The sequence below is a fragment of the Shewanella indica genome (assembly GCF_002836975.1).
GTDB lineage: Bacteria > Pseudomonadota > Gammaproteobacteria > Enterobacterales > Shewanellaceae > Shewanella > Shewanella indica.
Window position 1 is genome coordinate 1 of the sequence record NZ_NIJK01000014.1, and the last position, 8323, is coordinate 8323.

At 48.2% G+C, this 8323-nt stretch carries 3 protein-coding genes, 2 tRNA genes, 2 rRNA genes and 1 pseudogene; 2 read left to right on the forward strand and 6 right to left on the reverse strand.

The window, feature by feature from the left end:
* Positions 1-521: 521 nt before the first annotated feature.
* Positions 522-971 (forward strand): RNA recognition motif domain-containing protein, encoded by a 450-nt coding sequence (locus CX650_RS03610; RefSeq protein WP_039036161.1) that lies wholly within the window; start codon positions 522-524, stop codon positions 969-971.
* A 5-nt stretch (positions 972-976) separates the two neighbouring features.
* On the opposite strand, the gene murI is transcribed toward CX650_RS03610, so the two are convergent.
* Positions 977-1780: a glutamate racemase gene (murI, locus tag CX650_RS03615; RefSeq protein ID WP_101095049.1), complete on the reverse strand. Its 804-nt coding sequence runs from the start codon at positions 1778-1780 to the stop codon at positions 977-979.
* A 165-nt stretch (positions 1781-1945) separates the two neighbouring features.
* Here murI and trmA point away from each other — a divergent pair, with 165 nt between their 5' ends.
* Positions 1946-3046 (forward strand): tRNA (uridine(54)-C5)-methyltransferase TrmA, encoded by a 1101-nt coding sequence (trmA, locus tag CX650_RS03620; protein ID WP_101095050.1) that lies wholly within the window; start codon positions 1946-1948, stop codon positions 3044-3046.
* Between the two features lie 738 nt (positions 3047-3784).
* Here trmA and CX650_RS03625 read toward each other — a convergent pair.
* From CX650_RS03625 to CX650_RS20215, 5 genes and pseudogenes are all read right to left on the reverse strand, one after another.
* Positions 3785-4819 (reverse strand): annotated as a pseudogene (locus tag CX650_RS03625) (IS630 family transposase).
* A gap of 238 nt (positions 4820-5057) precedes the next feature.
* Positions 5058-5134 (reverse strand) — tRNA-Asp (locus tag CX650_RS03630).
* Positions 5135-5171: 37 nt separating this feature from the next.
* Positions 5172-5287, reverse strand: a 5S ribosomal RNA gene (rrf, locus tag CX650_RS03635).
* A 116-nt stretch (positions 5288-5403) separates the two neighbouring features.
* Positions 5404-5480: transfer RNA gene (locus CX650_RS19985), tRNA-Val, on the reverse strand.
* 78 nt (positions 5481-5558) lie between these two features.
* A 23S ribosomal RNA gene (locus CX650_RS20215) occupies positions 5559-8323 on the reverse strand; the annotation flags it as partial.

The following is an 8323-nucleotide window of genomic DNA, read 5'->3' on the forward strand; positions in this document are numbered from 1 at the left end:
TTCGTATGAACACTCTTCATCGAGTTAAATCGTTTTGTCGATTTCTCAATGCCTGTGAGTGTCCACACAGATTGCTTGATATATTGTTAAAGAGCAGTACCGCGATGGTTCCCATCGGGTCAGGGCTGCGTATTTTACGCTTTCCTGCTGCGGCGTCAAGAAGTATTTACCATCTTTTTTCGCCTGTCGTTGAAAGAACTCAAGAGCCTCTTTTCTTCGACCCTGTCACGTCTTTCGCGTTGCCGCTGTGCCGTGTCAGTGGGAGCGCATTATAGGGAGGCCAGCCAATAGCGCAAGAGCTTTTTACTCCCCCTTACACTAAGCGCCTACCTTTTAACCTCGAAGGCCATTTAATAGCCTTTTTGCATAAAAAACTTAGCTTAAAGGTCCTGCTTATGTTTAAAAATGAGAGCAAAGGTCATTTTTTGGGCGTCAGTCTGGTTTAAAGGTAAATAATTCATTACCATAGTCATTGCTTTTAACAGTAATTTATCAATTATTCTTCACAGAGAACATTTCTTATGCAAAAGTCATTTTTGATTGTGTTGGGCATCGCCATTCTGGGCGCGCTTGCGATATACCAACTCATGCCTCAACTGCCTGCATTTTTGGCCTTCCCTGTTGGTGCACTCCTTGCTGCTGCAGTTTATGCATTCACATCCAGTCCAAGCCAGGCTCAAGCTAAAGGACAAGAAACTTACAATGGCCCAACCATGACTCTCTACGTGGGTAACCTCCCTTACAGAGCACACGACACTGAAGTAAAGTTATTATTTGAGGAATACGGTCCAGTGAATTCTGTTCGTTTAGTGAGAGATCGCAAAACCGGCAGACGTAAAGGATTTGGTTTTGTGGAAATGTCAGAGTCCGGCGCTCAAAAGGCGATGACCAAACTAAATGACTTCATATTCCAGGAGCGCACCCTGAAAGTACGTGAAGCCAAATCGCAAGATTCAGATAAACAGGAATAGTAGTCCTACGTCATCACGCTGGTCGAGGTCTTGGCCGTTTGAGCAAAACCATACTCGGCCAGCGTTGATTTCAATCCTTCAGTAATTCTCTCGCTGGTATAAAAAGCCCATTCATTACTTGGTTGATCTAAGTCAGCGGTTTCCTGCTGATATTGCAGTAGATTCTTCACTCTCTTCGCAATCGCCTCACCGGAGTCCAATAACTCAACATAATCACCCAGTATTTGTTGTAGCTCAGGCTTCAGCATAGGAAAGTGAGTGCAGCCAAGCACAAGCACATCTAGTTCACTGTAGATGATAGGTTGCAGTAACTTCTTCATTTCTGCGATATCTATGGCCTGACCAGCCGCCTTGGCCTCTGCTAGCAATACCAGTTCTGAACAACCAAAGAGTTCCACTTGACAGTCGCTGGCAAAGTGATTGATCAGTTCCTTGGTATAAGCCCTTTTGACAGTTCCCGGTGTGGCCAGTAAGCCTATATGCTTTCGCTTGGAGATAGCCGCAGCCGGTTTGATAGCGGGTACAACCCCGACAACAGGAATCGTCAGTTGAGATCTCAACTCGGGAAGAACCAAAGTGCTGGCTGTATTGCAAGCTATGACCACTATCGCGGCATCTATCTGCTTGGCCATGGTAGTAACCAAGTCCACACATCCGTTTATCAACTCTGCTTCCGCGAGCTCACCATAAGGCAAGCGCGCGTTATCAAACAGATAGCAATACTGTCTCAGCGGCAATAGCTTACGGATCTCTTTCAGCACCGATAGGCCACCTATGCCTGAGTCAAAAACCAGTATGGGACGTGACAAATTGAGCCTCTAAACGATATAAGACGAGTCATGGTTTGAAACCACGAAAGCAGATAAGAACTTATTTTTTCACAGCTTGAATAAAAGCACAAAGGAATGAAACTGGACATAAGCGCCACGTAGTATAATATTTGCGCCCCCGGTTTTAAGCCAAGAGTGAATATTATGAATTTAGAAGCAATGGACCCCAATCAATATGACACGCAGTTGGAACAAAAGCGTCTCAAGCTGGAACAGGCCTTTGCCCGCTTCACTCCGCCGGTATTAGAGGTATTTCCCTCGGTACAGAAACACTACCGTATGAGAGCAGAATTCCGGGTTTGGCATGACGGAGATGACCTCTACTACTACATGTTTGACCAACAACAACAAGCCAAGGTTCGTTGCGATCAATTCCTGCCAGCCAGTGCCCTTATCAATCAAATGATGCCAGCACTGATGGCCGAGCTACGCCCCAACAGCATACTGAGACACAAGCTATTTCAAGTAGACTTCCTCTCTACTCTGTCCGGCGAGATTTTGGTGTCACTGCTGTATCACAAGCAGTTGGATGATAACTGGCTCGATGAAGCCAAGGCGTTGAAACAAAGACTCGGGAAAGAGTTCAAGGTCGATATTATCGGCCGAGCCCGCAAACAGAAGTTTGTCTTAGATAGAGATTTCGTTATCGAACGCCTGCAAGTCAACCAGCAGGAATACATCTATAAACAAGTGGAAAACAGTTTCACCCAGCCTAATGCCCATGTGGCGACCAAAATGCTGGAATGGGCGATAGACTGTACCCGTGACAGTAGCGGCGATTTACTTGAACTCTATTGTGGTAATGGCAACTTTTCCATTGCTCTGGCACAGAATTTCACTAAGGTACTGGCAACTGAATTAGCCAAACCTTCTGTCGATTCCGCTCAATACAATATTGAGCAAAACGGCACTGAGAACCTGCAAATAATTCGTATGTCAGCCGAAGAGTTTACTCAGGCCATGACGGGAGAGCGTAGCTTCAAACGCCTAGAGGGAATTGATCTCAAAAGTTACGACTGCAATACCATATTTGTCGACCCACCGCGAGCCGGCCTGGATCCCGAGACCGTCAACTTGGTACAGGGTTATGACTCCATCCTCTATATTTCCTGCAACCCGCAAACCCTGGCCGATAATCTCGAACAGTTGAGTCAAACTCACGAAATCAAACGCTTTGCCTTGTTTGATCAATTCCCTTATACCGACCACATGGAGGCAGGCGTACTGCTAGAGCGCATTAAATAAGGGTTTCAGAGTTTGCCATACTATAACGAGAATAACTCAAGGTACGGCGTGAAATATGGAGTGAATAGCCACTGATTTCCTAGACACCTCTCAGTTAGGGAAACTGCGAATAAGTCCCATGTATGCACTGCGTTGGCTTACATGACTAAATGCAAGGCGTGGTTCGTAGCAAATAGCCTTAGTCCTTTGCTAGAAACACAACACAGCAGACTGGTCTGTAAGCCACGATTTTCGGAGCTTACACAGTAATCGGCTTTACTACACTAGAGAACGTTATGAAGGCTTATTCGCACCTTCCTTAGATAAAATAACTGAAAAGATAGGTGGTCATTGAGTGGTAAACGTTACCTGAAGAGTGCAAAGTTGGAACGGTCAAAAGTTTGTTGATCGTAGCCATTCCATCGCAGATGTTGCACATTGCTTAGATATCACCAACCATAGCCTGCATGCCTAGGGTAAAGAAGTATGGTTTTGATAAGAAGAAACAGCATGATTTGACGAAGGCGCAGGCAGAGATAAAGCCGACAAGGAGTTGAACCCGGCGACTGAAGAACGCGACATTCTAAATACTTCGCACAACTTTCCGACTGATATCCCTCTTTTATCCAGGATTACCATGCAGCCGACCAATACGTTGGCTGTCCGATACATTGGACCTTGATCCAAGTGACAAGCAAACAGCCTCACTGTAATTTGTGACCCAAGCATTAACACTAGTGCGACTCATACCAATCCGCATTAAAGTTCAGTCACTTTCGCCCTGTCTCTGGTGCACATCTTTATCACTCGCTTTGTACTGTACTGCTGACGAAGTCGTTCCAAGCCTGACTGCAAGCATCCACAATTTCCTCATATCCTTTGAAACAGCGATTAGCGAGATGACGTTGGCGTAGCCAACTCCACACCTGTTCGATGGGGTTTAGCTCCGGGGAATAGGGCGGCAATTTGAGTATCGACAAGTTGGGGATATCAACTGCGATGTCATTGGTATGCCACCCTGCACCATCCATTACCACCACAGCATGTCGTCCTGGTTTAGTTCGGTTGGCGCTCAGTTCCAGGTGCTGGCGCATGATGTCCTTATTAACAAACGGCGTGATGATGGCTTCAGTTTCTCCTGTTGCGGGACTGACTGCGCCGAAGAGGTGCGCGTATTCAAACTGCTGCTGTTTTAGCGCTCTGGGTCTACTGCCTTTCGGTGCCCAGAGTCGTGTTGTTGTATTTTGCTGACCAAATCTGGCTTCGTCCTGAAACCAAATATCAATCTGGTGTGGTCGTATATGGATAGGTGTGTGAAGGAGCGTTTCCAGAGTAAACTTTTTTATGCACGCCTTGGGTCTGTTTGGGATGCCTAGAGCGGCTGGTTATCCAGCTGAACCCCATGCCCTTGAGTAGCTTGTAGATATGATTGAGGTGGTACTCGACACCAAACTCACTCGATATGTATTGCTGGATACCTGCCCCGGTTAGCCTGCCTCCCTCATTCGATTGTGCTTTGAACTCAATATATCTGGCGAGCCTCCGCTTTTAGTCATTGGACAATGATGGTCTTTTGCCGGGTCGCTGCTTATCTTCAAGCCCTACGAGCCCTTGTTCAAGATAGTTTGAGACCCATGAGTTGACGCTGGATCTTGCCACCTTTAACTGGTTCGCTATTTGAGTACGATTACGGGATTGCAAAAATATGGACACGGCGAGTAACCGCATACGCTTTTGGTGATTTTTTTCTTTTTTAGAGAGGCAAAGCAAGCTTTCGGCAGTTTCAGATTTCATGGGCCAACCATAAATGTTGAGTTGCCTACCATTAGATCAAACTTCAATGCGGATTGGTATTAGAGAGGCAAAGCAAGCTTTCGGCAGTTTCAGATTTCATGGCCAACCATAAGTGTTGAGTTGCCTACCATTAGATCAGACTTCAATGCGGATTAGTATTATTGATGACAATTCAGTAGGTAGTCTACGGCAGAATACGAAAAAAGCCTCATCTTTCGATGAGGCTTTCTCTTTAAGTTGGCGGAGCGGACGGGACTCGAACCCGCGACCCCCGGCGTGACAGGCCGGTAGTCTAACCAACTGAACTACCGCTCCTTTAGTATCACGCCTTGGCGCACTACTAAAATTGGGCGTCTGGCGATGACCTACTCTCACATGGGGAGACCCCACACTACCATCGGCGCGATTGCGTTTCACTTCTGAGTTCGGGATGGGATCAGGTGGGACCACAATGCTATTGTCACCAGACATATTCTTACTGGTTAATTGTCCGTCTGACGGTATTGCTCAAGCTTTATCAGCCAAACAATTACCTGCGTCATTAACCTTTGTTCTTCAATTCAGAAAGCTGTTGCTTTGAAATATGGTGGTCGCTACTGGGATCGAACCAGTGACCCCCTCCTTGTAAGGGAGGTGCTCNTATTCCTAAATTCAGAAAGCTGTGCTCTTTTCAGAGCTTGAGTTCAAACTTCAATCAAGTATCTAACTTCTTCAAGTCCGTAAAACCCATCTGGGTTGTATGGTTAAGCCTCTCGAGTCATTAGTACAGGTTAGCTCAACGCCTCGCAACGCTTACACACCCTGCCTATCAACGTCCTGGTCTCGAACGGCTCTTCAGAGGTCTCTAGGACCTAGGGATGACTCATCTTGGGGCTCGCTTCCCGCTTAGATGCTTTCAGCGGTTATCGATTCCGAACGTAGCTACCGGGCAATGCCATTGGCATGACAACCCGAACACCAGCGGTTCGTCCACTCCGGTCCTCTCGTACTAGGAGCAGCTCCCCTCAATCATCCAACGCCCACGGCAGATAGGGACCGAACTGTCTCACGACGTTCTGAACCCAGCTCGCGTACCACTTTAAATGGCGAACAGCCATACCCTTGGGACCGACTTCAGCCCCAGGATGTGATGAGCCGACATCGAGGTGCCAAACACCGCCGTCGATATGAACTCTTGGGCGGTATCAGCCTGTTATCCCCGGAGTACCTTTTATCCGTTGAGCGATGGCCCTTCCATTCAGAACCACCGGATCACTATGACCTGCTTTCGCATCTGCTCGACGTGTCTGTCTCGCAGTTAAGCTGGCTTATGCCATTGCACTAACCGTACGATGTCCGACCGTACTTAGCCAACCTTCGTGCTCCTCCGTTACTCTTTGGGAGGAGACCGCCCCAGTCAAACTACCCACCAGGCACTGTCCCTAATCCCGATAAGGGACCAAGGTTAGAACATCAACACTACAAGGGTGGTATTTCAAGGTTGACTCCACAAGAACTGGCGTTCTCGCTTCAAAGTCTCCCACCTATCCTACACATGTAGGGTCAATGTTCAGTGCCAAGCTATAGTAAAGGTTCACGGGGTCTTTCCGTCTAGCCGCGGGTATACGGCATCTTCACCGCAATTTCAACTTCACTGAGTCTCGGCTGGAGACAGCGTGGCCATCATTACGCCATTCGTGCAGGTCGGAACTTACCCGACAAGGAATTTCGCTACCTTAGGACCGTTATAGTTACGGCCGCCGTTTACCGGGGCTTCGATCATGAGCTTCTCCGAAGATAACCCAATCAATTAACCTTCCGGCACCGGGCAGGCGTCACACCGTATACGTCATCTTGCGATTTTGCACAGTGCTGTGTTTTTGATAAACAGTTGCAGCCACCTGGTATCTGCGACTGCCAGCAGCTTACGACGCGAGGTCTTCACCGCCGGCAGCGTACCTTCTCCCGAAGTTACGGTACCATTTTGCCTAGTTCCTTCAGCCGAGTTCTCTCAAGCGCCTTGGTATTCTCTACCCGACCACCTGTGTCGGTTTGGGGTACGATTTCTACTAACCTGAAGCTTAGAAGATTTTCCTGGAAGCATGGCATCAACCACTTCATCCCCTTGGGGACTCGTCATCAGTTCTCAGTGTATGTGTGCCCGGATTTGCCTAAGCACACCACGTACTACCTTAAACGCGGACAACCAACGCCGCGCTGGCCTAGCCTTCTCCGTCTCTCCATCGCAGTTAGCAGAAGTACGGGAATATTAACCCGTTTCCCATCGACTACGCCTTTCAGCCTCGCCTTAGGGGTCGACTCACCCTGCCCCGATTAACGTTGGACAGGAACCCTTGGTCTTTCGGCGAGGGGGTTTTTCACCCCCTTTATCGTTACTCATGTCAGCATTCGCACTTCTGATACCTCCAGCGTGGGTTACCCCTTCGCCTTCAACGGCTTACAGAACGCTCCTCTACCGCACTGATGCAAGCATCAGTACCCGTAGCTTCGGTGAATTGCTTAGCCCCGTTACATCTTCCGCGCAGGCCGACTCGACTAGTGAGCTATTACGCTTTCTTTAAATGATGGCTGCTTCTAAGCCANTCAGCGCATCCCTCATACGACTTAAACACCCTGTTTCATCTTTCGACTCAACGTGTTGGGTGCTTGGGCGTCATTCACAAAGTGAATCACGCCAGCAAATCGCATCAGGTGATGCGCTGATACCCGTAGCTTCGGTGAATTGCTTAGCCCCGTTACATCTTCCGCGCAGGCCGACTCGACTAGTGAGCTATTACGCTTTCTTTAAATGATGGCTGCTTCTAAGCCAACATCCTAGCTGTCTAAGCCTTCCCACATCGTTTCCCACTTAGCAATTACTTTGGGACCTTAGCTGACGGTCTGGGTTGTTNTTAAATGATGGCTGCTTCTAAGCCAACATCCTAGCTGTCTAAGCCTTCCCACATCGTTTCCCACTTAGCAATTACTTTGGGACCTTAGCTGACGGTCTGGGTTGTTTCCCTTTTGACGACGGACGTTAGCACCCGCCGTCTGTCTCCCGGATAGCACTCTTTGGTATTCGGAGTTTGCAAAGGGTTGGTAAGTCGGGATGACCCCCTAGCCTTAACAGTGCTCTACCCCCAAAGGTGTTCGTCCGAGGCGCTACCTAAATAGCTTTCGAGGAGAACCAGATATCTCCCGGTTTGATTGGCCTTTCACCCCCAGCCACAAGTCATCCGCTAATTTTTCAACATTAGTCGGTTCGGTCCTCCAGTTGATGTTACTCAACCTTCAACCTGCCCATGGCTAGATCACCGGGTTTCGGGTCTACACCTAGCAACTAAACGCGCAGTTAACACTCGGTTTCCCTACGGCTCCGCTATTCGCTTAACCTCGCTACTAAATGTAAGTCGCTGACCCATTATACAAAAGGTACGCAGTCACGGTCTCAAGTACCGCTTCCACTGCTTGTACGTATACGGTTTCAGGTTCTATTTCACTCCCCTCACAGGGGTTCTTTTCGCC

Excerpts from the sequence above, each read along its gene's own strand:
- CX650_RS03610 (WP_039036161.1), top strand. The coding sequence starts at position 522 with ATGCAAAAGTCATTTTTGATTGTGTTGGGCATCGCCATTCTGGGCGCG.
- trmA (WP_101095050.1), top strand. The coding sequence starts at position 1,946 with ATGAATTTAGAAGCAATGGACCCCAATCAATATGACACGCAGTTGGAA.